General features: G+C 71.5%; 16 protein-coding genes. 9 read left to right on the top strand and 7 right to left on the bottom strand.

The genetic code is table 11. The features are described from left to right. Positions 1 to 13 precede the first annotated feature (13 nt). Positions 14 to 472: an SCP2 sterol-binding domain-containing protein gene (locus ACYVOO_RS29105; RefSeq protein ID WP_461018683.1), complete on the bottom strand. Its 459-nt coding sequence runs from the start codon at positions 470 to 472 to the stop codon at positions 14 to 16. A gap of 69 nt (positions 473 to 541) precedes the next feature. Between ACYVOO_RS29105 and ACYVOO_RS29100 the strand changes: the two genes are divergently transcribed. From ACYVOO_RS29100 to ACYVOO_RS29070, 7 genes are all read left to right on the top strand, one after another. Then, a complete protein-coding gene (locus tag ACYVOO_RS29100) occupies positions 542 to 1,183 on the top strand; it encodes a TetR/AcrR family transcriptional regulator (RefSeq protein ID WP_461018682.1) in 642 nt (213 codons plus the stop codon). Between the two features lie 193 nt (positions 1,184 to 1,376). Further along, positions 1,377 to 2,702 carry an acetyl-CoA C-acetyltransferase gene (locus ACYVOO_RS29095; protein WP_461018681.1) on the top strand — a complete coding sequence of 442 codons (1,326 nt, stop codon included), beginning with the start codon at positions 1,377 to 1,379 and terminating at the stop codon, positions 2,700 to 2,702. Between the two features lie 102 nt (positions 2,703 to 2,804). Further along, entirely contained in the window at positions 2,805 to 4,721 is a 1,917-nt protein-coding gene (locus ACYVOO_RS29090) for an AMP-dependent synthetase/ligase (RefSeq protein ID WP_461018680.1), read from the top strand. 44 nt (positions 4,722 to 4,765) lie between these two features. Beyond that, entirely contained in the window at positions 4,766 to 6,694 is a 1,929-nt protein-coding gene (locus ACYVOO_RS29085) for a GMC oxidoreductase (protein ID WP_461018679.1), read from the top strand. Between the two features lie 118 nt (positions 6,695 to 6,812). Next, positions 6,813 to 7,976, top strand: coding sequence for a pentapeptide repeat-containing protein (locus ACYVOO_RS29080; protein WP_461018678.1), 1,164 nt, complete (start codon positions 6,813 to 6,815; stop codon positions 7,974 to 7,976). A 752-nt stretch (positions 7,977 to 8,728) separates the two neighbouring features. Continuing rightward, positions 8,729 to 10,156, top strand: a complete 1,428-nt coding sequence (locus ACYVOO_RS29075; RefSeq protein ID WP_461018677.1) for an endo-1,4-beta-xylanase — start codon at positions 8,729 to 8,731, stop codon at positions 10,154 to 10,156. A gap of 40 nt (positions 10,157 to 10,196) precedes the next feature. Then, positions 10,197 to 11,570 (top strand): RICIN domain-containing protein, encoded by a 1,374-nt coding sequence (locus ACYVOO_RS29070; protein ID WP_461018676.1) that lies wholly within the window; start codon positions 10,197 to 10,199, stop codon positions 11,568 to 11,570. A gap of 82 nt (positions 11,571 to 11,652) precedes the next feature. Here ACYVOO_RS29070 and ACYVOO_RS29065 read toward each other — a convergent pair whose 3' ends face one another. The 3 genes from ACYVOO_RS29065 to ACYVOO_RS29055 all read right to left on the bottom strand — a co-directional run bounded on the left by ACYVOO_RS29065 (position 11,653) and on the right by ACYVOO_RS29055 (position 15,761). Further along, positions 11,653 to 13,113, bottom strand: coding sequence for an aldehyde dehydrogenase family protein (locus tag ACYVOO_RS29065; protein WP_461018675.1), 1,461 nt, complete (start codon positions 13,111 to 13,113; stop codon positions 11,653 to 11,655). Positions 13,114 to 13,154: 41 nt separating this feature from the next. Further along, a complete protein-coding gene (locus ACYVOO_RS29060; protein WP_461018674.1) occupies positions 13,155 to 14,522 on the bottom strand; it encodes an MFS transporter in 1,368 nt (455 codons plus the stop codon). A gap of 63 nt (positions 14,523 to 14,585) precedes the next feature. Beyond that, positions 14,586 to 15,761 (bottom strand): 4-hydroxybenzoate 3-monooxygenase, encoded by a 1,176-nt coding sequence (locus tag ACYVOO_RS29055; protein ID WP_461018673.1) that lies wholly within the window; start codon positions 15,759 to 15,761, stop codon positions 14,586 to 14,588. Between the two features lie 195 nt (positions 15,762 to 15,956). Here ACYVOO_RS29055 and ACYVOO_RS29050 point away from each other — a divergent pair, with 195 nt between their 5' ends. Next, the gene (locus ACYVOO_RS29050) at positions 15,957 to 17,678 is read left to right on the top strand and encodes an IclR family transcriptional regulator domain-containing protein (protein WP_461018672.1); all 1,722 of its coding nucleotides are present in this window, start codon (positions 15,957 to 15,959) and stop codon (positions 17,676 to 17,678) included. Between the two features lie 151 nt (positions 17,679 to 17,829). Here the strand turns inward: ACYVOO_RS29050 and ACYVOO_RS29045 are convergent, their stop codons facing one another. Further along, positions 17,830 to 18,534, bottom strand: a complete 705-nt coding sequence (locus ACYVOO_RS29045; protein WP_461018671.1) for a TMEM175 family protein — start codon at positions 18,532 to 18,534, stop codon at positions 17,830 to 17,832. A gap of 219 nt (positions 18,535 to 18,753) precedes the next feature. Here ACYVOO_RS29045 and ACYVOO_RS29040 point away from each other — a divergent pair, with 219 nt between their 5' ends. Further along, positions 18,754 to 19,065, top strand: coding sequence for a hypothetical protein (locus ACYVOO_RS29040; protein ID WP_461018670.1), 312 nt, complete (start codon positions 18,754 to 18,756; stop codon positions 19,063 to 19,065). A 102-nt stretch (positions 19,066 to 19,167) separates the two neighbouring features. Here ACYVOO_RS29040 and ACYVOO_RS29035 read toward each other — a convergent pair whose 3' ends face one another. Further along, on the bottom strand, positions 19,168 to 20,328 hold the full coding sequence (locus ACYVOO_RS29035) for an acyl-CoA dehydrogenase family protein (protein ID WP_461018669.1): 1,161 nt from the start codon (positions 20,326 to 20,328) through the stop codon (positions 19,168 to 19,170). An 87-nt stretch (positions 20,329 to 20,415) separates the two neighbouring features. Next, entirely contained in the window at positions 20,416 to 22,026 is a 1,611-nt protein-coding gene (locus ACYVOO_RS29030; RefSeq protein WP_461018668.1) for a 3-hydroxyacyl-CoA dehydrogenase, read from the bottom strand. Between the last annotated feature and the right edge of the window lie 7 nt (positions 22,027 to 22,033).

Genomic DNA, 22,033 nt, shown 5'->3' with positions numbered 1-22,033 from the left:
TCGCCTCCGCCCCTCAGGCCTTGGGGATGTCGAAGTAGCGGGTCAGCCCGGAGGCCAGCCCGACGTCCCCGGCGACCTTGAGCTTGCGGGTCATGAACATCGTGACCGGGTTGCCGTTGCCCGAGACCAGCTTGAGGAACTCCGCGTCGCCCATGACGAGGGTGACGCGCGGGTCGGCCTCGCTGCGGCCCTCGGTGACGGTGCAGGTGCCGTCGGCTATGCGGGTCTCGTAGACCGTCTCCTGCTCGCCCGTCACCTTCCAGCGGATCAGTGCGTCGAGGGAGCCCGCGGCGTCGGGGCGGAACTGCCGCCCCATGCGCCCGAAGACCTCGGCGAGCACGCGCTCGCGCATGTCCCCCTGCATGATCGTGGCGATGTCCTTGGCGGACGCCTTCTTGACGATTCCCGCGAACTCCTCGGGAGAGACCGCGGCGAAGTCCAGCCCGGCCAGTTCGTCGGCGATGTCTGTCATCACGCTTCCTTACTGCGTAGTAAACTTACTACGCGGTAAGATTACGCGAGGGTAGGTAGGCTGGCAAGGGTGACCGAGACACGTAAGCGCCGACTCCCCCGGAAGGTCAGGGAGCAGCAGATCATCGATGCGGCAGTCCAGGTCTTCTCCAAGCGCGGCTACCACGCCGCCTCCGTGGACGAGATCGCCGAACTCGCCGGGATCTCCAAGCCCATGGTCTACCTCTACCTCGACTCCAAGGAGGGGCTGTTCCTCGCCTGCGTCCACCGCGAGGCGGGACGGCTCACCGAAGCCTTCCGCGACGCGGCACGCGGCGCCCACTCCCCCGGCCTGCGGCTGCGCGCCGGGCTCTCCGCCTTCTTCGCCTTCGTCAGCGACCACAGGGACAGCTGGGTCGTGCTGCACCGTCAGACCTCGGCGATGAGCGAGACCGTCACGGCGGAGGTGTCGAAGGCCAGACGGTCCGTGATGGCGCAGGTCGAAGGGCTGGTGCGGGCCGGTATCGCGGAGAGCGCGGGCGCGGGCGCGCCGGAACTGGGTGACGAGGAGGCCGACTTTGTAGCGCACGCGCTGGTCGGCGCGGCCGACACGCTCACCGACTGGATGGAGAGCCATCCGCGCGAGACGCCGGAGCGGGTCACGCAGCGGCTGATGAACATGGTGTGGGTCGGCATGCGCAACGTCCTGGCCGGGGAGTCGCTGGAGCCCTGAGCCGGGCCGGTTCCGGCGCCCGTCGGGGCCCGGTTCCGGTCCCGGCGCGGGCCCTGCCGCAACGCCCCGCGCGGGACACGTTCTCAAATTTGTGGCGACCGGGCATTGATTTCCGCTTACGCATAAGTAAGTTTACCGCAGAGTAAGTAAGTGGGAGCAGCCGTCGCGCTGGGGCGCGCTAGGAGTGACAGTCATGGCATCGGTCGGGCGACGTGTCGCGATCATCGGAGGCAACCGCATCCCCTTCGCCCGCTCCGACGGGCCCTACGCCACCGCGTCCAACCAGGAGATGCTCACCGCGGCGCTCGACGGGCTCGTGGACCGCTTCGGGCTGCGCGGGCGACTGCTCGGCGAGTTCGTCGCGGGCGCCGTGCTCAAGCACAGCAGGGACTTCAACCTCGCCCGCGAGGTCGTCCTCGGCAGCGCCCTGGACCACCGCACCCCGGCCTACGACATCCAGCAGGCGTGCGGCACGGGCCTGGAAGCGGTCATCCTCGTCGCCAACAAGATCGCGCTCGGGCAGCTCGACGCGGGCGTCGCGGGCGGCGTCGACACGGCGAGCGACGCCCCGCTCGGCGTCAACGACGAGCTGCGCAAGGTGCTGCTGGCGGCCCGTCGCGCCCGCACGCTGCCCGCACGCGTCGGCGCGCTGGCCAGGGCCAGGCCCCGCCACCTCGTACCGGACATCCCGCGCAACGCCGAGCCGCGCACGGGGCTGTCCATGGGCGAGCACGCGGCGCGGACGGCAGCGGAGTGGGGCGTCAGCCGCGAGGCGCAGGACGAGCTGGCGGCGTCGAGCCACCAGAAGCTGGCCGCCGCCTACGAGCGGGGCTTCTTCGACGATCTGCTGACGCCGTTCCGCGGCCTGGAGCGGGACCAGAACCTGCGGCCCGACAGCTCGGTCGAGAAGCTGGCCAGACTCAAGCCGGTCTTCGGCACGACGGGCTCGGGCCCCGGCTCCGGCTCCGGCTCCGGCGCGACGATGACTGCGGGCAACTCCACGCCGCTGACTGACGGCGCCTCCACCGTCCTGCTCGCGAGCGAGGAGTGGGCCGAGGAGCACGGGCTGCCGGTGCTGGCGTACGTCTCCTTCTCGCGCACCGCCGCAGTGGACTACGTCGACGGGCCCGACGGCATGCTCATGGCCCCGGCCTACGCCGTGCCGCGCCTCCTGGACGCCGCCGGGCTCGGCCTCGGCGACCTCGACCTGTACGAGATCCACGAGGCGTTCGCCTCCCAGGTGCTGTGCACCCTCGCCGCCTGGGAGGACAAGGAGTTCTGCGTGCGGCGCCTCGGCCGCGACACTCCCCTGGGCACCGTCGACCGCGACCGCCTCAACGTGGCCGGTTCCTCCCTGGCCACCGGGCACCCCTTCGCGGCGACGGGCGGCCGGATCGTCGCCACCCTGGCGAAGCTGCTGGCCGAGCGCGCGCGGGAGAAGGACGGCGCGCCCGTGCGCGGGCTCGTCTCGATCTGCGCTGCGGGCGGCCAGGGCGTCACCGCGCTCCTGGAGCGCTGAACCGCTCGACCCGACCCCGACCCCGTACCACCTCCCCGATCTCCCCGACTCCCCTCCCCGCGAGGACCCCCTCTCTGCGAGCCGCGAACAGGAGCTTGAACCATGGGCGTACGGAAGGACCTGAGGAAGGCGAAGGGGCACACCCGGCTCGCGGAGCGTGTCTCGGTGGAGCTGGTCAGGGAGGCGGGCGCCGTACGGGAAGTGCGCGCCTCCCACCTCGTGCCGCCCGCCGCCTCCGGCAGCACAGCGGACATCCCCTTCACCAACGCGGCCGAGGCGCCCGACGCCGTGGTGCTGCGCCGCAAGGAGGACGGCCAGTGGCGGCCCGTCACCGCGGCGGCGTTCGCCCGTGAGGTGACCGACGTCGCCAAGGGGCTCATCGCGGCCGGGCTCGAACCCGGCGGCCGGGTCGCGCTGATGTGCCGCACGCGCTACGAGTGGTGCGTCCTGGACTTCGCGATCTGGGCGGCCGGCGGGCAGTCCGTGCCGGTGTACGCCACCTCGTCGGCCGGCCAGATCGAGTGGATCCTCACCGACTCGGGCGCGGCGCACATGATCGTGGAGACCCCCGAGCACGCGCTGACCGCGAGCGCGGCCGGGGCAGCGCTGCCCGAGCCGCCGCGCATCTGGGAGGTGGACGGCGGCGCGCTGGCCGAACTCACCGCGCTGGGCCGGGACATCCCCGACGAGGAGGTGGCCAAGCGGCGCGCCGCGCTCACCCCCGACACCGTCGCCACGATCTGCTACACGTCGGGCACCACGGGCAGGCCCAAGGGGTGTGTGCTCACGCACGGGAATCTGCACGCCGAGGCGGCCAACACCATCGAGCTGCTGCACCCGGTCTTCACCGAGGTCACCGGGCAGGCCGCCTCGACGCTCCTCTTCCTGCCCCTGGCACACGTCCTGGGCCGCACCATCCAGATCGCCTGTCTGCGCGCCCGCATCGAGTTCGGCCACTGTCCCAGCATCAAGCCCGACGAGCTGCGGCCCGAACTCAAGAGCTTCCAGCCGACGTTCGTCGTCGGCGTGCCCTACCTCTTCGAGAAGATCCACGACACAGGGCGCGCCATGGCGGAGAAGATGGGCCGGGGCTCCTCCTTCGAGCGGGCCGACCGGATCGCGGTGACCTACGGCGAGAAGGTCCTCGCCCACCTCCTCGACAGGGGCACGGGCCCCGGCCTCGGCCTCTCCCTGGCGCACGGGCTCTACGACCTGCTCGTCTACCGTCGCATCCGCAAGGAGCTGGGCGGCAAGCTGCGTTACGCCATCAGCGGCGGCTCCCCCCTCGACCGCAGGCTGAACCTCTTCTTCCTCGCCAGCGGCATCGTCATCTACGAGGGCTACGGCCTCACCGAGACCACCGCCGCGGCCGTCCTCACCCCGCCCCTGAGCCCCCGCCCCGGCACCGTCGGACAGCCCGTGCCCGGCACCGCGATACGCATAGCCGACGACGGTGAGGTGCTGCTGAAGGGAGGCGTGGTCTTCCACTCGTACTGGAACAACGCCGACGCCACGGCGGAGGTCCTGGACGACGGCTGGTTCGCGACCGGCGACCTGGGGCAGCTCGACGAGGACGGCTACCTCAGCATCGTCGGACGGAAGAAGGACATACTCATCACCAGCGGCGGCAAGAACGTCTCCCCCGCCGTGCTGGAGGACCGGATGCGCAGCCGTCCGCCCGTGGGCCAGTGCATGGTGGTGGGCGAGGGCCGCAAGTACGTCGCCGCGCTCGTGACACTGGAGCCGGACGCCGTCGAGCACTGGCTGTCCGTGCGCAAGCGCCCGCGAGACACCCCGGTCGCCCAACTGCGCGACGACCCCGAGCTGCTCGCCGACGTGCAGCGTGCCGTGGACTACGCGAACGAGGCGGTGTCCTCGTCCGAGTCCATCCGCAAATTCCGCGTCGTCGAGGGCGAGTTCACCGAGGAGAACGGCCTGCTCACCCCGTCCCTGAAGGTCAAACGCCAGGCCGTCTCCGACGCGTACGCGAGGGAGATCGAGGCACTGTACGCAGGCTGAACCCGACACCCCCGCGCACGGGCGAGGAGGAAGGACTTCGACACATGTCGCAGCACTCGGAGCACTCGGAGCACTCGAGGCAGTTAAGGAACACCCCTCACGAGCACACCGACGCCGACAGCGATGAACAGGACGGCTACGACTACGACGTGGTCGTCATCGGCTCCGGGTTCGGCGGCTCGGTCTCGGCGCTGCGTCTCACGGAGAAGGGCTACCGCGTCGGTGTGCTGGAGGCCGGGCGGCGCTTCACCCACGAGACGCTGCCCAAGAACTCCTGGGACCTGCGCAACTATCTGTGGGCGCCCTCGCTCGGCTTCTACGGCATCCAGCGCATCCATCTCCTCAGCAACGTCATGATCCTGGCGGGCGCCGGGGTCGGCGGCGGCTCCCTCAACTACGCCAACACCCTCTACGTGCCGCCGCCCGCCTTCTTCCAGGACCAGCAGTGGGGCCACATCACCGACTGGCAGGAGGAGCTGAAACCCTTCTACGACCAGGCACAGCGCATGCTCGGCGTGCGGGCCAACCCGACCACCACGGAGGCCGACGAGCACCTGCGCGCCACCGCCGAGGCGATGGGGGTCGGCGACACCTTCCGGCTCACCCCCGTCGGGGTCTTCTTCGGCGACGGCCAGGACGCGCGGGGCGAGCGGGCGAAGGGCCCGGGGTGCGAGGTGCCCGACCCGTACTTCGGCGGCGCAGGGCCCGCGCGCACCGCCTGCCTGGAGTGTGGCAGTTGCATGACGGGCTGCCGCGTCGGCGCGAAGAACACCCTCACCGAGAACTACCTCTACCTCGCCGAGCGGGCGGGCGCCGTGATCCACCCGATGACCACGGCCACGGAGGTGGCGGAGGACGGGCACGGCGGCTTCACAGTGACCACGGAGCCCACGGACCGGCGGAGCGGAGGGTGGCGGCGCGGTCGCGGTCGGCGGGTGCTGCGGTGCCGCAAGGTGGTCGTCGCGGCGGGCACGTACGGGACGCAGACACTCCTGCACCGGATGAAGGACACCGGCACACTGCCCCGCATCCCCGACGGGCTCGGCGCGCTGACCCGCACCAACTCCGAGGCCCTGGTGGGCGCCCTCACCTTCCCGCGCCGCTACCGCAAGCGGTACGGCAGGGGCGCGGAGCTGGACTTCACCAAGGGCATCGCCATCTCGTCCTCGATCCACCCGAACGCCACCACGCACATCGAGAACGTCCGCTACGGCAAGGGCTCCAACCTGATGGCGCTGATCTGCGTGCCGCAGTACCGGACGGGCGGGCGGCTGCCGAAGTGGCTCGTCGCGACGGGCGCGTATCTGCGGCACCCGCTGCTGGTGGCACGCACCGCGACCACCTACCGCTGGTCGGAGCGCACGATCATCGGGCTCGTCATGCAGACCCTCGACAACTCGCTGACCACGTTCCGGCGGACGAAGGGCCTGCGCAAGGGCCTGCTCACAGCGCGCCAGGGGCACGGGGCGCCCAACCCGGTCCACATACCGGAGGGCGCCGAGGCGGTACGGCTGCTCGCCGAGCGCATCAACGGCTTCCCCGGCACCAACCTCGGTGAGCTGACCAACCGCCCGCTGACCGCGCACTTCCTGGGCGGCTGCCCGATCGGCGGGGACGCGGACAGCGGCGTGGTGGACCCGTACCACCGGCTCTACGGGCACCCCGGCATCTCCGTCGTCGACGGCTCGGCCGTCTCCGCGAACCTCGGCGTGAACCCGTCGCTGACGATCACGGCGCAGGCCGAGCGCGCCATGTCCCTGTGGCCCAACAAGGGCGACGAGGACGCGCGTCCGGCACAGGGTGAGGCGTACGTACGGCTCGCGCCCGTCGCCCCGCGCCAACCGGCCGTGCCCGAGGACGCCTTCGGCGCGCTGCGGCTGCCACTGCTGCCGGTACCGGCCGTGCCGGCGGCGCGCCCGACCCCGTCGACGGAGGAGCCGGAGGGGGCAGACCCGGGGGCCGCAAGCAGGTGACCAGGTGTCAGAAGTCGACGCGGGCGCGGTCGTCGACGCGCAAGACGGACTCCTGGCCGGACTCGCCCTCGTCCTGCGTCTTGATCGTCTTCCGGGGCGCGCATAAGCTCCCGTGCCCATGGAGACGGGGGAAGCGGGCCGCGTCCGGCGGCTGTGGCACGGGTGGTCGGCCGGCCGTCGTACGACCGTGACCGTACTCGTCGGCGCGGCGGGGCTGGCCGTCCTAGGAACCCTGTTCGTCGTGCTGCCCGGTGTGGTGGTCGGCCATGATCTCGCCGGGGCCACCGTGGCGCCGAAGGACCGGCTGAAGGCCGTGAGCGACGTCCGCACGACGCTATTACAGGCGGTCGGTGGCCTTGTCGTGCTCCTCGGCGCCTACGCCACCCTGCGCCAAGTGCGGGTCAGCCAGGACAGTTTGCGCGCCACCCAGGAGGGCTACGTCACCGACCGGTTCAGCAGTGCGGTCGATCAGCTCGGCAGCGACAAACTGGAGACACGCATCGGCGGGCTCCACGCGCTCTGGCGCGTCGCGGAGCAGTCCCCCCGTGACCGCGAGGCCGTCATCTCCATCAAGGCCGCATATCTGCGGACGCACCTGCCCTGGCCACCCACCGGGCCGGAGGCACCGGCGGCGGCCGTGCACATCAACGACATCGCGCCGCTGGAGGCCCGCGCCGCGGACGCGCAGGTGGCGCTGACCGGCCTCGGCGCGCTGTGCCAGCACCGCGAGCAGTCCTGGGTCAACCTCCAGACCACCGACCTGCGCCGCGCCGACTGCGACGGGCTGGTGCTGCCCGAGGTCAACCTCGACCGCTCCTGCATGGAGGGGGCGGGCCTGTACCACGCCAACCTGACGCAGGCCTCGCTCGTCTCGGTCAACCTGCGGCACGCCGACTTCAAGACCGCGATCCTGCACAGGGCCCGCTGTGCCCTGGCCGATCTGCGCGGCGCGCGGCTCGTCGAAACCGATCTGCGTGAAGCGGACTTCACCGAGGCCGACCTGCGCGAGGCGAACCTCCGCAAGGCCGACGCGTGCCTCGCCGTCTTCCACGGAGCGGACCTGCGCCTCGCCGACCTGCGCGGCACGGACCTGAGCACGGCGGACCTGACCCGGACACGCCTGACCGAAGCGCTGGCCAGCGCGCACACCCGCTGGCCAGCCGGGTTCGACCACGCCGCCGCCGGGGTCGTCGTCACCGACGACCCCGGCCCAGAGCCCCCACCCCTGCTCCAGCCACCGGGGATCACGACGCGGCATCCTCGGCTCCGGTCCATGCGGTGACACGGCAGACCTGACCCGGACACGTCTGACCGAAGCGCACACCCGCTGGCCGACCGGGTTCGACCACGCCGCAGCCGGGGTCGTCTCGAAAACTTTCCGGATACTTCTCGGACTCGTTGACGTCACAAGCTAGGGATGCGGGGCCCCCGGTCGAGACCTGTCGCCGATCTGTCCATAAACAGCGCCTCCCCTTCAAGCGTGACGAGCCGCCCGCCCGACCGGAACCTCTCCTGGATTTTGCGGTGCAGCGCGCCAGTCCAAGGAGTCCGCCGACGGTGGCGCTCGGGGTCCGACGGTTCCCCGTCCGAGTCGCCGGGCTTCCGGAAAGTTTCGGGCAAGGAACGGAAACTTCCCCTGCGGGGAGTATTGACGACCCACCGCCAACCCCTCAATCATCCCTGTCTGAGACACCGGTCGCAGTTCGAAATCTCGAACATTCTTGGCAATCTGTGCTGCACGACAGATCCGCGCACCACAGCACCCGCGCCACCCCGTTTCCGTTCCGGTGAGGTTCGCACCAGCGCATCCTGACTCCTCGCGCAGTGGGAGAGGTACGCGACGCCGCGTGGCGGCCCCCGGCTGAGCCGCGATGTGAGTACCCCCATGCCTCTGTCGAAACAAGGCCGTTGCCCCACTCGTCGCCCGGAGGCCGACCGGGTGCTGTCCGGGCCGGTCGAGATCGTCCCGGTTCCACGACCACGATGCCGCTGCACTTTCAGTCCTTCCGTGATTTCTACCCTGGAGGCACAGTCATGGGCTCGTATGCCATTCCCCCACCCGCCGTCCGCCACAAGCTCCGCGGTCTGCTGATAGCGCTGGCCGTCGGCGTCCTCGGTGTGGTCGGTGCACTGGCCGCGCCGCCGAAAGCACACGCCGCCGAGAGCACGCTCGGCGCCGCGGCGGCGCAGAGCGGTCGTTACTTCGGCACCGCCATCGCCTCGGGCAGACTGGGCGACTCGGCGTACACGACGATCGCGGGCCGCGAGTTCAACTCGGTGACGGCCGAGAACGAGATGAAGATCGACGCCACCGAACCCCAGCGGGGCCAGTTCAACTTCACCGCCGGTGACCGCGTCTACAACTGGGCGGTGCAGAACGGCAAGCAGGTACGCGGCCACACCCTGGCCTGGCACTCCCAGCAGCCCGGCTGGATGCAGAGCCTCAGCGGCAGCACGCTGCGCCAGGCGATGATCGACCACATCAACGGCGTGATGGCCCACTACAAGGGCAAGATCGCCCAGTGGGACGTCGTGAACGAGGCCTTCGCCGACGGCAGTTCGGGAGCCCGGCGCGACTCCAACCTGCAACGCACCGGCAACGACTGGATCGAGGCCGCCTTCCGCGCCGCGCGCGCCGCCGACCCGGCCGCCAAGCTCTGCTACAACGACTACAACATCGAGAACTGGACCTGGGCCAAGACCCAGGCCGTATACAACATGGTCCGGGACTTCAAGCAGCGCGGTGTACCGATCGACTGCGTCGGCTTCCAGGCGCACTTCAACAGCGGCAGCCCGTACAACAGCAACTTCCGCACCACGCTACAGAGCTTCGCCGCCCTCGGTGTCGACGTGGCCATCACCGAACTCGACATCCAGGGCGCCTCGCCCACGACTTACGCCGCCGTGACCAACGACTGCCTGGCCGTCTCACGCTGCCTCGGCATCACGGTCTGGGGTGTGCGCGACACCGACTCCTGGCGAGCGGAGCAGACGCCGCTGCTGTTCAACGGCGACGGCAGCAAGAAGCCCGCCTACACCTCCGTCCTCAACGCACTCAACGGCGGCTCCACCACGCCCCCGGAGTCCGGACAGATCAAAGGCGTCGGTTCGGGCCGCTGCCTGGACGTGCCTGGTACCAGTACCACCGACGGCACCCAGCTCCACCTGTGGGACTGCCACAGCGGCACCAACCAGCAGTGGGAGCACACCTCCGCCGGCGAGCTGAGGGTCTACGGCAACAAGTGCCTGGACGCCGCCGGCACCGGCAGCGGCGCCAGAGTCCAGATCTACGGCTGCTGGGGCGGCGACAACCAGAAATGGCGCCTCAACTCCGACGGCTCCATCGTCGGCGTCCAGTCCGGCCTCTGCCTCGACGCCGTCGGAGCCGGGACCGCCAACGGCACCCAGATCCAGCTCTACTCCTGCACGAACGGCAGCAACCAACGCTGGACCCGTACCTGACGAGACCTGCCACAAACGAAGGAGCGAAAGGAGTGAATCGATGAAGACCTACCGTGCGGCTTCCCCCGCCCCTCCACGAAGACAGCATTGGTGGTCCCGCGTCGCCGCCGTGGTAGCGGCGACCCTCGCGATCGGCATGCTCACCGCGGTGAATCCGGCGCCCGCCGAGGCGGCGACGGTGGACACCAATGCCTGGTACGTCCTGGTCAATCGCAACAGCGGCAAGGCGCTGGACGTCTCTTCCGCGTCCACCACCGACGGCGCCCGGGTCAGCCAGTGGACGCGCCACGACGGAGACAACCAGCAGTGGCAGTTCGTGGACTCCGGCGACGGCTACTACCGGCTCAAGGCCCGGCACTCGGGCAAGGTCCTCGACGTGGCCGGGGTCTCGACCGCCGACGGTGCCGCGATCCAGCAGTGGGCCGACCACAACGGGGCCAACCAGCAGTTCCGCCTGGCCGACTCCGATGCGGGCCACGTCCGGCTGATCAACCGCAACAGCGGCAAGGCGGTGGAGGTGCAGGGCAGCTCCACCGCCGACGGCGCCAACGTCGTCCAGTACGCCGACTGGGGCGGCGCCAACCAGCAATGGCAGATGGTCAAGGTGTCGTCCGACGGTGGCGACGGCGGATGCGGCAGCCCGCCGACCCTGACCAGCGGTACGCACACGATTCAGAGCGGCGGTCAGAACCGCAGCTTCATCCTCAGAGTTCCCGACAATTACGACAACAGCCACCCCTACCGGCTGATCTTCGCGTTCCACTGGCGGGGCGGAACGGCCGGCGACGTCGCCTCGGGTGGCACGAGCGGGACCGCCTGGTCCTACTACGGCCAGCAGGAACAGTCGAACAACAGCGCCATCCTCGTCGCCCCCCAGGGCCTCGGAAACGGCTGGGCCAATTCGAACGGTGAGGACGTCACCTTCGTCGACGACATGATCCGGCGCATCGAGGGCGGCCTCTGTGTCGACCCGGCACAGCGTTTCGCCACCGGGTTCAGCTGGGGCGGCGGCATGAGCTACGCACTCGCATGCAGCCGGGCGAACGTCTTCAGGGCCGTCGCGGTCATGTCCGGCGCCCAGATCAGCGGGTGCAGCGGCGGCACCCAGCCCATCGCCTACTTCGGAATCCACGGCATCAGCGACAACGTCCTCAACATCTCGCAAGGGCGTTCCCTGCGCGACAGATTCGTCGGCAACAACGGCTGCACCCCCCAGAGCCCCCGCGAGCCCGCGCCGGGCAGCCGGACGCACATCACCACCACCTACTCGGGCTGCCGTGCCGGATACCCGGTCCAATGGGCCGCGTTCGACGGAGGCCACATACCCGGCCCGGTCGACGGCTCCCCCAACGAAAGCGGCGTCGCCACCTGGACCAAGGGAGAGATCTGGAGGTTCTTCGCACAGTTCCAGTGACACGCCGGCACCATGGAGTGGAGCCAGGATCATCCTGGCTCCACTCCGTCGACGCCTGCCGCAGGCTGAAGGACGGAACCGCTCAGAACGGATACCGCGCGTGTTTCGACGCCAGCGTGACCCAGCGGGTGTCCGTGAACGCCTCGATGCCCCAGCGGCCGCCGAAGCGGCCGTAGCCCGAGGACTTGACGCCGCCGAACGGGGCCTGCGGCTCGTCCGCCACCGACTGGTCGTTGACGTGGACGATGCCCGTGCGGACGCGCCGGGCGACGGCCAGCCCGTGGGTGCCGTTCTCCGTGAGGATGCCGCAGGTCAGGCCGTGGTCCGTGTCGTTGACGAGGCGGATGGCCTCCTCGTCGTCGGCGAAGGGTGTCACCGCGCAGACCGGGCCGAACGCCTCACCGTAGTAGAGGTCCATCTCCTTGGTGACGCCGCTGAGCACCGTCGCCGGGTGCACGGCCCCCGTGGGCGCGCCGCCGCCCGCGAGGACCTTCGCGCCCTTGCCGACCGCGTCCTGGACAAGCGCGGCGACGCGGTGTGCCGCCGCCTCGCTGACCAGGGGCCCGATGACCGTCTCCGGGTCCGTGGGCGCGCCGTGGGGCAGTGCGGAGACCTTCGCGGCGAACTTCTCGGTGAAGTCGGCCGCCAGTGACTCGTGCACCAGGACGCGGTCGCCCGACATGCAGATCTGGCCCGCGTTCATGAAGACGCCGAAGGTGGCGGCGTCCACGGCGTAGTCGACGTCGGCGTCGTCGAGCACGACGATGGCGTTCTTGCCGCCCAGTTCCAGCACCGCGGGCTTCAGGTGCTGGGAGGCGAGGTTGCCGATGACGCGGCCGACGTTCGTGGACCCGGTGAAGTTGACGGCCCGCACGCGCGGGTCGCCGACGAGGGCCTCGGCGACCTCCGCCGCGTCCTCGCGCGCGTTGCTGACGACGTTCAGCGCGCCGTCCGGCAGCCCCGCCTCGCGCAGCACATCGGCGAGGAAGTAGCCGCAGGCCAGCGGCGCTTCCTCGCTGGGCTTGACGACGACCGTGTTGCCGGCGGCGAGCGGCGCGGCCACGGCCCTGATGCCGAGGATCAGCGGCGCGTTCCACGGCGCGAAGGCGGCGACGACGCCGACGGGTGCGCGTACGGCGAGGCTCAGCGAGCCGCCGTCGTCCGGGGTCAGCACCTCGCCGCGCGGCGCGCTGACCGCCGCAGCGGCCTCGCGCAGGATCCCGGCGGCCAGGTGCACGTTGAACAGCGCCCAGGGGCGGCTGCCGCCGACCTCCTCGGCCATCAGCGAGACGGCCGCCTCGCCGCGCGACTCCAGCAGCTCGGCCGCCTTGAGGAAGACCGCGCGGCGCGCGCCAGTGCCCGTCGCGGCCCACGCCTCGGCTGCGGACTCGGCCGCGTCGACGGCGTGCTCGACGTCCTGGGCGTCCGCTGCGGCGACGGTGGCGTAGACCTCGCCCGTGGAGGGGTTGATGTCGTCCTCGGTGCGTCCCGAGGTGGCCGGGACCTCCTGGCCACCGATGAGGAGGCCGCGGTGGAGGGTCATGACGGGTCCTGCCCTTCTGCTCGTCTTGCTGGTCTGACGGCTCAGCTCTGTGGCTGGAGCGGGGTGTCGGCCGGGCCCGGAATGGAACCTTCCGCCCGCCTCCGTTGTACCCGAACGGCGAGCGGAACGAGCGCGATGGTCAGCGCGCCGAGCAGTCCGGCCAGCGCGAACGCGGTGAACCCCCAGCCCGCCGTCCCGTTGGCGAGGACGGCGCCGCCCATCCAGGGCCCGACGATGGCGCCGCTGCGGCCGATGCCCGTCACCCAGCCGAGCCCGGCGGCGCGCTCGGCTGGCGCGTAGGTGGCGTTGCTCGCGGCGTAGACCATCACCTGGGCGCTGAAGAGCCAGACGCCGGTGACGAAGACCACGGCGTAGGTGACGCCCAGCGGCAGGTGCGCCTTGAGGAGCAGTGCGCCGCCCGCCGTGAGCACGAACCAGATCGCGGAGACCCGCACCGGGCCGAAGCGGTCGGCGGTACGGCCCGCGATCAGCATGCCGACGATGCCGCCCGCGTTGATGACGAGCAGGAAGCTGACGGAGGACGTCAGCCCGTAGCCGGAGGCGCGCATGAGCTGCGGCAGCCAGGTGCTGACCCCGTAGACGAGGAGCAGCCCGCAGAAGGAGGCGATCCACAGGAGCGGGGTGGCCCAGCGGGTGCCGCGCCCGAACAGCGCCAGCACCGCCGTGACCCGGCCCTTCGCGCCGCTCTCCGGTGCCTCGGCGGGGACGGGCCGCGGCATGCCGTAGCGGTCGGCGACGGCGTCGGCGTCCGCCTTGCGGCCCCGCGCCAGCAGCACGCCGGGCGACTCCGGCAGCAGCTTCAGCAGCAGCGGCACCGCGATGACGGCGGGCAGCACGCCCGCCCAGAAGACCCAGCGCCAGCCGAACGAGGGCGCGATGCCCAGGCCGAGCCCGGTGGCCGCCATGCCGCCCGCGTGGTACGAGGTCATCAGCATCCCGACGGCCAGCGCGGCCCTGCGCGGCGGCGCGAACTCCGCGACCATGGCCAGGCAGATCGGCATCAGCCCGCCGAGGCCGAGCCCGGCGAGGAAGCGCCCGCCGCCGAAGAGCGAGGCCGATCCCGCGAGCGCGCACACGGCGGAGCCGAGCGAGAAGAGGACGACGCTCCAGACCAGTACGGGCCTGCGCCCGAGCCAGTCCGTGAAGGTGCCCGCCGTCAGCGCGCCGATGAGCATGCCGAACGTCGTCCAGCTTCCGATGGTGCCCGCCGTGCTCTCGGTCAGCCCGAGGGAGCCGTCGTCCAGGAGGTGGGGCATGACGGCGCCGTAGATGTTGACGTCCATGCCGTCGAAGAAGACGGCCATCCAGCACAGCCCGAGGACCGGGGCCACGGAGCGGAAGCTGTGCGTACGGCCCTCGGGTGCGGGGGCTCCGGAGGAGGGAGGCATGCGGCTCTCGTTTCTGCGGGGACGGGAACGCGGGCGGGGAGCGGTGCGAGGGGGGGGCGGGGCTCAGCCGAAGGGGAGCCCGGTGTAGTTCTCGGCGAGGTCGGTGGCGGCCGAGCGCGCTGTGGCGATGCGCTCCAGTCGGGCGAGCTGGAGGCGGTCGTCGAAGGCGGTCGCGTCGGGGGCACGGTGGAGCGTGGTCGTCATCGCGTAGCTGAACCGCTCGGCCTGCCACACCCGGCGCAGACACGTCTCGGAGTAGGCGTCGAGCCGGTCGGCCGAGCCGGTCTCGCGCAGCCGGACCAGGCCGCGCGCGAAGGTGACCACGTCGCTGACGGCGAGGTTGAGGCCCTTGGCTCCGGTCGGCGGGACGATGTGTGCCGCGTCGCCCGCGAGGAAGAGGCGGCCGTGGCGCATCGGCTCGTGGACGAAGCTGCGCATGGGGGTCACCGACTTGGAGGTGACGGGGCCGCGTTTGAGCGACCAGCCGTCGGCGGTCTCGAAGCGGCGCTCCAGTTCGTCCCAGATCTCCTCGTCGCTCCACTCGTCCGGGTCGGTTCCGTCGGGCACCTGGAGGTAGAGGCGGGAGACCTCGGGCGAGCGCATGCTGAGCAGTGCGAAGCCCCGGTCGTGGCGTGCGTAGACGAGTTCGTCGTTGGAGGGCGGCACGTCGGCGAGGACGCCGAGCCAGCCGAAGGGGTACGTGCGCTCGAAGACCCGCGACAGCTCGCGGGGCACGGCCTCGCGGGCGACGCCCCAGAAGCCGTCGCAGCCGACCACGTAGTCGCACTCCAGGGTCTGTTCGACGCCCTCGTGGACGTAGCGGACGCGCGGGTGCTCCGAGTCCGGGTCCTCGACGGCCAGTGCCTTCGCCTCGAAGAGCAGCGGGCCGCCTTCGTCGGTGTGGAGGGCGATGAGGTCTTTGACGACCTCTGTCTGCGCGTAGACCATCACGGACTTTCCGCCCGTCAGCTCGGGGAAGTCGACGCGGTGGCGGCGCCGGTCGAAGCGCAGCTCGATGCCGTCGTGGCGCAGCCCCTCGCGGTCCATGCGCGCACCCGCGCCGCACTCGCGCAGCACGTCGACGGTGCCCTGCTCCAGGATCCCGGCGCGCTGCCGCGCTTCGACGTAGGCGCGGTCGCGGGCCTCCAGGACGACCGAGTCGATCCCGGCGCGGTGCAGGAGGCGGGCGAGGAGGAGGCCGGCGGGGCCCGCGCCGATGATGCCGACGGTGGTGCGCATCGGTTGTTTCCCTTCGTGCGTGCTGCGTGTGCCGCCCATACGTATCGGGCGCGGCGCGGCGGGTCCGCTGATCGCGTCCACCAAAGGGGCTGTTCGCCTGGTGAACTTTCGTTCATAATGTTTGACGGGAGTCTCCGACCGCGGGGGGCCGGTGTCAACGGTTGCGCGCGAATCGCTTTCCATGGATGTCGATGGATGTCCACGGATGCCACGGGGCGACGCCACGGGGACGGCCACGAGGAGGAGGGCGCGATGCCGCAGCAGGAATCCGTACGACCCCTGGAACGGGGGCTCGCCGTGCTGCGCGCCATGTCCTGGCCGGGAAAGGAGAGCGCGCGCCCCGGTGACCTCGTACGGGCCACGGGACTGGCCCGCTCCACGGTGGACCGGGTCATCGCCACCCTGGACCGGCTCGGCCATGTGCGCTTCGACGGCCAGGAGGCGGTGCTCGCGCCCCGGCTGATGGAGCTGGGCAACGCCTACCTCTCCGCCAGCGGCCTGCCCGACGCGCTCGGCGCGCAGGCGGAGGCCCTGGCCGACCACTTCGACGAGTCCGTCTCGCTCGCCGTGCCCGACGGGGACGGGGTGCGCTTCATCGTGCAGGCCACCCGCCGCAGGACCATGGCGCTGGCCTTCCGCATCGGCGACCTGCTGCCGGCCGAACGCTGCGCGCCCGGCGCCCTGTTCGCGGCGCGCTGGGACGCGGACCAGTGGGCGGCGTGGCGAAGGCGCCGCGCCGCCGACCCGCACGACGAGGGCTTCTCCGCCGTGCCCGCGCGCGCCGTGCCGGGCACCGAGGAGGAGTTCACGCGCCGCGCGGAGGCCGCGAGCGAGGACGGCTGGTCACTGGACGACCAGCTCATCGAGCCGGGGCTGGTGGCCGTCGCCGTGCCGGTGCGCGGGCTCGACGGACGCACGGCCTGCGCGCTCAGCGCAGTCAGCCACACCAGCAGGCACAGCGCGCGTGACCTCGCCCGCACGGTGCTGCCGAGGCTGCGCGAGGCAGCCGCCACGATGGAGTCGACGCTCGCGGCGCGGGCGGTGGACGTGAACCATGCGCATGGCGCCGGGGACGCGGACGCCGCCGGGTCAGGCGCCGACCCCGCGCGGAGCGCGAAGAGCGAGCTGGGCGCGGGCTTCCTCCAGTCCCTCGCCCGTGGCCTGACGGTGCTGCGCGCCCTCGGCGAGGCGCCGCCGGGCCAGGGCATGTCGCTCTCGGCCGTCGCCGAGGCGACGGGGCTGGCCCGCGCGACGGCGCGCCGCGCGTTGCTCACACTGGAGGAGCTGGGCTACGCGGAGTGCTCGGACCACCTCTTCCGCCCCCTCCCCCGCGTCCTGGAACTGGGCTACGCGCATCTGACGGGCCTGTCCTTCGCCGACATCGCCCAGCCGCATCTGCGCGGCCTGGTCGCCAAGGTCCACGAGTCGGCCTCCGTGACGGTGCTGGACGGCACCGACATCCTCTACGTGGCCCGGGTGCCCACCATCCGCATCATGAGCATCAGCATCACGCTCGGGACGCGCTTCCCCGCCTACGCGACGGCCATGGGCCGGGTCCTCCTCGCCGGGCTGCCCGAGGCGGAGCGCGCACACGTGCTGGAGCGCGCAGAGCCGCGCGCCTTCACGGAGCACACCGTCACCTCCGTGCCACGGCTCGCGCGGATCGTGGAGGAGACGGCGCGGGCGGGGTACGCCGCCATCGACCAGGAGCTGGAGGAGGGCCTGCGCTCGGTGGCCGTGCCGCTCAGGGATGCCGGGGGCCGGGTCGTCGCGGCGCTCAACGTCGCCCAGCACTCCGGCTCCGAGCCCCTGGAGACGACCAGGGACGCGCTCCTGCCCGCGCTGCGCGAGACGGCCGCCGCCGTCGAGGCGGACCTCCGCATCGCCGCGCGGCACCACCGGGTGCGGGTGCCTTAAGAGGAGCTGACACAAAGGGCTGACGATGTTGGCGTGCCTGTGCCTGTGCCTGTGTCGGCTGCCGGTGTCCGAGTTGGTACTGGTAGGGGGAAGGCGTCGCCAGGCGTGTGACGGGCCGGAGTCAACACCGATCACCGGCCCGAACGCTCGGTCAGCGGGCGGTGCGTCGGCCCCTGAGGAGGGGTACCAGCCTCGGCGCGACGGCGAGGAGCAGCAGGCTGTAGTACTGGAGCACCGGTACGGCGAGCGCGATGGCGAATGCGATGACCAGGGCGATGACGTTGAGCCAGCTCTCGGTGTAGGAGTCCTCGGCCTTCTGCGGTGCCCTTGGGTCATCTTCCTCAAGCAGCCCCGGGGTGGTCTTCACAATCCTCAGCATCGCCAACCGGCACACCATTCCGGCCAGGAGCGTCGAGTAGTAGAACGCCCCCACGAACCGGTCGAAGCCGAAGGCGCCGATCATCTCTGTCGGGAGGGGGAGCACGACGATGGAGAGCAGCCACCCCATGTTCCATACCATCAGGGGGCGGTTGACCTTCGAGACCGACGCGAAGGTCCGGTGATGCTCCAGCCAGATGTTCGCGATGACCGTGAAACTGAGCAGGAAGCTCCAGATCTGGTTGAGGTGGCCGGTGAGCACCTCGCTGGCACCCTCGTGGGCGGAAGCGGCCTCCGGGACGAGTTCGACCAGCGGCAGGACCAGCAGGGTGATGGAGATCGCGGCCACCGCGTCCGTAAAGAGCAGCAGCCGCTCCGCCGCAGTGCCTCCCTGGGCGCTGTCCGACGCGGGAGTCGACGGCTCTGCCGGGGCGGTCTCTCCCCCGCTGGTCTCGTCGACGACACTGCTGGCACCCATGTGTTCGCACCCTCTCCGTCCGGTCCGCCGGGGGCTCGCCGCTGCTCACTGATTCCCCGGTCGCGGACATTCTTGCAACCTGCACGGACTTTACCCGAGGGCGTGCACGGCGAAGACCGGGGCCACGGTCGCTCGTTCCGGTCTTGTCGGCGCTCGACGTGTGCGGTTAACCTGCAAGGTTCACCAAAAGCCCTCTCCGGCGACTCCGAAAGGAGCGGTATGTCCCGTACGGACAAGACCAAGCCACTGTGGGTGCGCTACGCCGAGCACGGTCCGCGACCGGTTCACGATCACCGTCACGGCGCCTGCGACCTGCCCCCTTACCTCGCGCCCCCGGACGAGCTGACGGGCACCCGCTGCCACTGGGCCGACCCCGGTCAGCTTCTGTTCGGCCACACCTGCTGCGCCGGATGCCAGGCGCGACGGTGCAGGAAGGAGTGGCAGGGCATGGTCAGGAGCAGTAACCGCAAGGCGCGGTACGAGGGAAGGCGCGAGGCGCGCCGCTACCGCACCGGCGAGTACGCCGACTGAGCCTGCCCCCACCCGTGCGCGGGGCCGCCGCCACCACGGGGGGCGGCGGCCCCGCGCACGCACACCTCACGCGCACACGTAGAAACACATCACACGTACACGTCAGGACATCGCGTTCACCCCGGTCAGCGCGCGGCCGATGATCAGCTTCTGGACCTGGCTGGTGCCTTCGTAGAGCGTCAGCACGCGCGCGTCGCGCAGGTACTTGCCCACCGGGTACTCGTCGATGAAGCCGTAACCGCCGAAGACCTGGAGGCAGTTGTTGCTGACCCGCACGGCGGTCTCGCTGGCGTGGTACTTCGCGATGGACGCCTCCGTCGCGTACTCCTTCGGCGTCACCCCCGCGTCCGCCATCCGTGCCACCTGGTGGGTGAGCAGCCGCGAGGCACGCACGTCGACGGCCGAGTCGGCGAGCAGCTCCTGCACGAGCTGGAAGGAGGCGACGGGCTTTCCGAACTGCTCCCGCTCCGTCGAGTAGCGCACCGCCGCGTCCAGCGCCGCCTGGGCCACGCCGACCGAGCCCGCCGCGACGGAGACCCGGCCGCGGGAGAGCGCGCCGAGCGCGATGCCCAGGCCGCGGTCGGTCTCGCCGAGCCGGGCCGAGTCGGGGACGCGGACGCCCTCGTAGGTGATCTCGGCCGTGGCCTGGCCGCGCAGTCCGAGCTTGCCGTGGATCTCGGTCGCGGTGAAGCCGGGCGTGGAGGTGGGCACGAGGAAGGCGGTGATGCCCTTCTCGCTCGTGCGCGCGAAGGTGAGGGCGACCTCGGCGACGGTGCCGTTGGTGATGAACATCTTGCCGCCGTCGATGACCCAGTCGCCGCCGTCGCGGGTGGCGCGCGTGGTGAGCGAGCCCGCGTCGGATCCGGTGCCCGGCTCGGTGAGGGCGAAGCAGCCGAGCGCCTCGCCCGCCGTGAGCCGGGGTATCCACTCGCTCTTCTGCGCGTCCGTCCCGTATGCGGCGATGGTCTTGGTGACCAGGCCGAGGGAGACGGAGACGATGCCGCGCACGGAGGAGTCGCCGCGCCCCAGCTCCTCGGTGACCAGGGTGTACGAGAGCGTGTCGGCCTCGACGCCGCCGTACTCCTCGGGCACGGCGAGGCCCAGGAAGCCCAGCTCGCCGAGGCGTTTGACGATGCCGGGGTCGACGCGTTCCGCGCGGTCCCACTCGCGGGTGTGCGGCACGATCTCGGCGTCGACGAACTCGGCGGCCATGGCGCGGAAGTCGCGCTGTGTCTCGGAGAGGCCGAAGTCCCTCGGGTCCATGGAGTGTGCTCCTCGTCCTTGAGGATCAGCTCAGTGATCCGGATGGTTGGTGCGGTGCGGTGCGGGGTGACGCGGTGTGCGACGGCTCTACGGCAGGGGCGCGTCCGGGGCCGTCAGCGGGAGTCCGAGCTGGGCGCGCTCGGTGACCCAGCGGGTGGGCCGGTAACGAGGGTCGCCCGTCGTGGCGTGCAGCGCACGCTGGAGCCCGAGCAGCCGCGCGGCGCCGACGTGCTCGCCCCAGGCCAGCGGGCCGTGCGGGTAGCCGAGCCCGAGGGTGACGGCGAGGTCGATGTCGGCCGGGGTGGCGATGGCCCGTTCGGCGATGGAGGCGGCCACGCCGACGATGGACGCCAGCAGCCGCTGCGCGACGGACCCGGCGGTGTCCCGTACGACAGTGACCGCGACCGTCGCGCCCTGCTCGGTGCTCCCGCCGCCCTCGCCGCCCGTCGCCGCGAGCACGGCGACCGCGTCCCGTACCGCCGCCGGCGCGGACGCCGGGGTCACCGCGAGGACGCGGCGCGGCGTGGCGAGGGAGAGCGGGTCGACGCCGAGGGTGCGCCCCGCGTCCAGCCCGTGGCGCTCGACGGCTTCGGCGACGGTGGTCCCCCACGTCGGCACGAGGACGAGGGCGCGCGGGTTCGCCTCGTCGAGCCGCGCCCCGGAGGCGGCCAGCAGCGCGCGCAGTTCCCCGGCCGCCGCGTCCTCTCCCGCGACGGTCACGGCGCGTCCCGCGTCGCCGGGCTCCGGGCCCTCGCCCGGGGCGTCCGAGACGCCGCCCTCGTCCCCGTACGCGTACCAGCCGCGCCCCGTCTTGCGCCCGTGCAGGCCCGCCACCACGCGGTTCGCGGTCAGATAGGAGGGGCGCAGCCGGTCGGCGTGCCGGAAGCCGCGCCACACCGTGTCGATGACGGAGGCGGTGACGTCGAGCCCCGTCAGGTCCATCAGCTCGAACGGGCCCATGCGCAGCCCGAGCACGTCGCGCGCGATCCGGTCCAGCGCGGCCGGTTCCGCGACGTTCTCCTCCAGCAGCGCGAGCGCCTCGGTGACCAGTCCGCGGCCCGCGTGGTTGACGAGGAAGCCGGGGGTGTCGGCGACGGTGACGGCGCGGTGGCCGCACTTCTCGACGAACTCCGTGAGCGCGCCGGGGATGTCCGCGCGGGTCGCGGCGCCCGGCACGACCTCGGCGATCCGCATCAGCGGCACCGGGTTGAAGAAGTGGAGCCCCGCCAGCCGCGAGGGGTCGGCGAGCCGCGCCCCGATCTCGGTGACGGAGAGGGAGGAGGTGTTGGTGGCGAAGACGGTGGCGGCGGGCAGCACCTTCTCCAGCTCGGTGAACAGGCCCGCCTTGGTCTCCAGGTCCTCCCTGACCGCCTCGATCACCAGCACCGGCGCGTGCTCCTCGTCGACGGGCGCGGAGTAGGGGCTCTCCAGCGGGACCAGCCGCTCCAGCGCCGCGGACGCCTCCGCCTCGCTGGTGCGTCCCTTGGCGACGGCGCGCTCCAGCATGCCGCGCACGAACTCGCGGGCCTCGGTCACCGACTCCTGGCGCGCGTCCGCGAGTTCGACGGTGTGGCCCGCCGTCGCCGCCCACTGGGCGATGCCGCGGCCCATGACCCCGGCTCCGACGATCCTGATACGCGCGGGGCTGCCCATACGGTGACGGTCCACACCCTTGTGGTCCACACGGTTACGGTCCATCCGGTTG

This window comes from Streptomyces daliensis (assembly GCF_054782395.1).
Note: the sequence above shows the minus strand (reverse complement) of the source record. Positions and strands in the feature narration are given on the sequence as shown.

Bases quoted from the DNA above. Each gene is read 5' to 3' on its own strand.
- ACYVOO_RS29105 (WP_461018683.1), bottom strand. From the start codon at position 472: ATGACAGACATCGCCGACGAACTGGCCGGGCTGGACTTCGCCGCGGTC.
- ACYVOO_RS29095 (WP_461018681.1), top strand. From the start codon at position 1,377: ATGGCATCGGTCGGGCGACGTGTCGCGATCATCGGAGGCAACCGCATC.
- ACYVOO_RS29090 (WP_461018680.1), top strand. From the start codon at position 2,805: ATGGGCGTACGGAAGGACCTGAGGAAGGCGAAGGGGCACACCCGGCTC.
- ACYVOO_RS29085 (WP_461018679.1), top strand. From the start codon at position 4,766: ATGTCGCAGCACTCGGAGCACTCGGAGCACTCGAGGCAGTTAAGGAAC.
- ACYVOO_RS29080 (WP_461018678.1), top strand. From the start codon at position 6,813: ATGGAGACGGGGGAAGCGGGCCGCGTCCGGCGGCTGTGGCACGGGTGG.
- ACYVOO_RS29075 (WP_461018677.1), top strand. From the start codon at position 8,729: ATGGGCTCGTATGCCATTCCCCCACCCGCCGTCCGCCACAAGCTCCGC.
- ACYVOO_RS29070 (WP_461018676.1), top strand. From the start codon at position 10,197: ATGAAGACCTACCGTGCGGCTTCCCCCGCCCCTCCACGAAGACAGCAT.
- ACYVOO_RS29065 (WP_461018675.1), bottom strand. From the start codon at position 13,113: ATGACCCTCCACCGCGGCCTCCTCATCGGTGGCCAGGAGGTCCCGGCC.
- ACYVOO_RS29060 (WP_461018674.1), bottom strand. From the start codon at position 14,522: ATGCCTCCCTCCTCCGGAGCCCCCGCACCCGAGGGCCGTACGCACAGC.
- ACYVOO_RS29055 (WP_461018673.1), bottom strand. From the start codon at position 15,761: ATGCGCACCACCGTCGGCATCATCGGCGCGGGCCCCGCCGGCCTCCTC.
- ACYVOO_RS29050 (WP_461018672.1), top strand. From the start codon at position 15,957: ATGTCCACGGATGCCACGGGGCGACGCCACGGGGACGGCCACGAGGAG.
- ACYVOO_RS29045 (WP_461018671.1), bottom strand. From the start codon at position 18,534: ATGGGTGCCAGCAGTGTCGTCGACGAGACCAGCGGGGGAGAGACCGCC.
- ACYVOO_RS29040 (WP_461018670.1), top strand. From the start codon at position 18,754: ATGTCCCGTACGGACAAGACCAAGCCACTGTGGGTGCGCTACGCCGAG.
- ACYVOO_RS29035 (WP_461018669.1), bottom strand. From the start codon at position 20,328: ATGGACCCGAGGGACTTCGGCCTCTCCGAGACACAGCGCGACTTCCGC.
- ACYVOO_RS29030 (WP_461018668.1), bottom strand. From the start codon at position 22,026: ATGGACCGTAACCGTGTGGACCACAAGGGTGTGGACCGTCACCGTATG.